Here is a 2,570-nt window from a genome sequence, read left to right as displayed (position 1 = left end):
GGGGGGGGGGCGGCGCGCGCGGGGGCGCGGCGGCGGGGCGGGGGGGGGGGGGGGCGGGGGGGGGGGGGGGGGGCGGGCCGCGCCGCGCCGGGGCCCCCCCCCCCCCTGGCCGGGATGTGCCGGCGTACCGGGCCGGCCCCCTGCCGCGGCGCCGGGGGCGTCTGCCGCAGAACCAGCCGGGGCCGGGGCCGAGGCTGCCGCAGCGGCGGCGGGGGCTGCCGTGGCGGCGGGGGCCCGGAAGAGGGACGCCGTCCACTGGAGGTAGTAGTAGAGCGCGATCACGACGTTGAGCGCCATCACGACGGCGAGCCAGCCCAGGCCCGCGTCGACCACCGCGGAGAAGACCGCGACCTTGGCGAACAGGCCGATGATGCCCGGCGGCAGACCGGCCAGGCAGAGCAGGAAGAAGCCGAGCGCGAGGGCCGCCAGCGGATGGGTCGCGTACAGGGCGCGGTGGTCGGTGAGGCGGTGGCCCTCGACCTGGTTCCGGCCCGGGTCCTGGCCCTGGCTCTGGCCCTGGCCCGTACGGCCGGCGGGGCGGTGGGCGACGAGGGCGACCACCGCGAAGGCGCCGATGTTCACCGCGGCGTACATCAGGGCGTAGGCGACCGTGGCGCCGATGGCGTGTTCGGCGTCCGTGGTGGAGTCCGCGTAGCCGGCGGCGGCGATGGGGACCAGCAGGTAGCCGGCCTGCCCGACCGATGACCAGGCCAGCAGGCGGACGGCGCTGTGCGGATGGTCGGGGCGCTGGCGCAGGGCCGCCACGTTCCCGATCGTCATGGTGAGCGCGGCCAGGACCGCCAGCGCCGGGCCCCAGACGTCCGCGTACGAGGGGAAGGCGCGGACGGTGACGATGATCAGGCCGGTGAAGCCGACCGCCTTGCCGATGACGGAGAGGTAGGCGGCGACCGGCAGCGGCGCGCCGACGTAGGTGTCCGGGACCCAGAAGTGGAAGGGGACCGCCGCGGTCTTGAACGCGAAGCCGATCAGGGTGAGCGCGACGCCCGTCTGGGCGAGGGTCTCCAGGCGCGGGTCGACGTGCGTGAGGCCGTCGGCGACCTTGGCGACGTGCATGCTGCCGGTGGTGGCGTAGACGAAGCTCACGCCGAGCAGCGTGACCGCGGTGGCGGCGACCGACGACAGGAAGAACTTGAGCGCCGCTTCCGACGAGCGCCGGTCGCCGCGGCGCAGGCCGACGAGGGCGAAGGCGGGCAGCGAGGCCACTTCCAGGGCGATGACCAGGGTGGCCAGGTCACGGGAGGCCGGCAGCAGCGCGGCGCCGGCCGTGGAGGAGAGCAGCAGGAACCAGTACTCGCCGACCGGAAGCTTCTGTTCCGTCACGGCCGGCAGCGACAGCAGGGCAGTGAGCAGCGCACCGCCGAGTACCAGGAGTTGCAGCGCGACCGTGAAGTCGTCGGCCACGTAGCTGCACACCGAATCGTCGTTGACCAGGCAGAACGTGCTGCGGTCGGTGGTGCGCAGCGGCAGCAGGGACAGGCCGGCGACGGCGAGTCCGGCCACCGAGACCCAGCCGAGCAGCGGCTTGCGGCGCTCGCTCAGGAACAGGTCGGCGACCAGCACGACCAGGCCCACGACGGCCGTGATGGTGGGCGGGGCGATGGCCACCCAGTCGATGGACTGGACGGCGCTCGCGGCGGTGGTGTTCATCAGCTCCCGCCTCCGAGAAGGTGCTGCACGGCCGGGTCGGTCAGGCCCAGGAGGACCGCCGGCCAGAGTCCGGCGATGACGGTGAGGGCGACGAGGGGCGTCCAGGTGGCGAGTTCGTGGCCGTGGACGTCGTCGATGGCGCCCGCCGGTCGCACGCCGGCGGGTGCGCGGCCCGCGCCCGGGTCGGCGGGGTGCGCGCCGGCGGGTTGGGTCGCTGTGGCGGCGGGCGGGCCACCGTCCCCCGCCATGGCCGCCGCGACCGCGACCGGAACGGCCGCCGGGATGCCGCCGACAGCGCCCGCACCGCCGCTGTCGGTCGCGCCGTCGCCGCTGGTCACGGGCGTGGCGCCGGCATCGGGTTCGCCCATGCAGACCCGGCGTACGACGATCAGCAGGTACGCGGCGGTGAGCAGGGTGCCGAAGGCGGCGAGGGCGAGGAAGGTGAGGTAGGCGGGGCGGCTGAGGCCGGCGGCAGGTTCGTACGCGCCGAACATGGCGAGCATTTCGCCCCAGAATCCGGCGAGTCCTGGCAGTCCGAGCGAGGCGACTGCGCCGAAGACGAAGAGGCCGCCCAGCCGTGGCGCCCTGCCGTAGAGCGCGGCCCCCGCGGCCCGTGCGCCCCCCGCGAGCTGGTCGAGGTCGCTGCTGCCGAACCGCTCCTTGACCGCGCCGACCAGGAAGAACAGCAGCCCGGTGATGAGGCCGTGGGCGATGTTGGCGAACAGCGCGCCGTTGACGCCGGTCGGGGTGAGGGTGGAGATGCCGAGCAGGACGAAGCCCATGTGGCCGACCGACGAGTAGGCGATCAGGCGCTTGAGGTCGGCCTTGGGGCGGGTGGACGCGAGGGCCGCGGCGGGGCCGACCGCGCAGTCGCCGGCCGCGGTCGGCCGCGCCCGCGCGCG

Annotated in this window: 2 protein-coding genes; both read right to left on the bottom strand. The window is 75.4% G+C overall.

Going from position 1 to position 2,570, the window contains the following annotated elements:
- A partial coding sequence (locus AAHZ94_RS32455) for an NADH-quinone oxidoreductase subunit N (protein WP_349997292.1) occupies nucleotides 1-1,668 on the bottom strand: 1,668 nt, incomplete at its 3' end.
- Nucleotides 1,668-2,570 (bottom strand): proton-conducting transporter transmembrane domain-containing protein (locus AAHZ94_RS32450; RefSeq protein ID WP_349997291.1); only part of this gene is annotated, 903 nt, incomplete at its 5' end. The genes AAHZ94_RS32455 and AAHZ94_RS32450, both read right to left, overlap by 1 nt.

Origin of the sequence: Streptomyces sp. HSW2009, from assembly GCF_040240285.1 — a bacterium.
Classification (GTDB): Bacteria; Actinomycetota; Actinomycetes; order Streptomycetales; family Streptomycetaceae; genus Streptomyces.
This window is presented reverse-complemented; position numbering and strand designations above follow the sequence as displayed.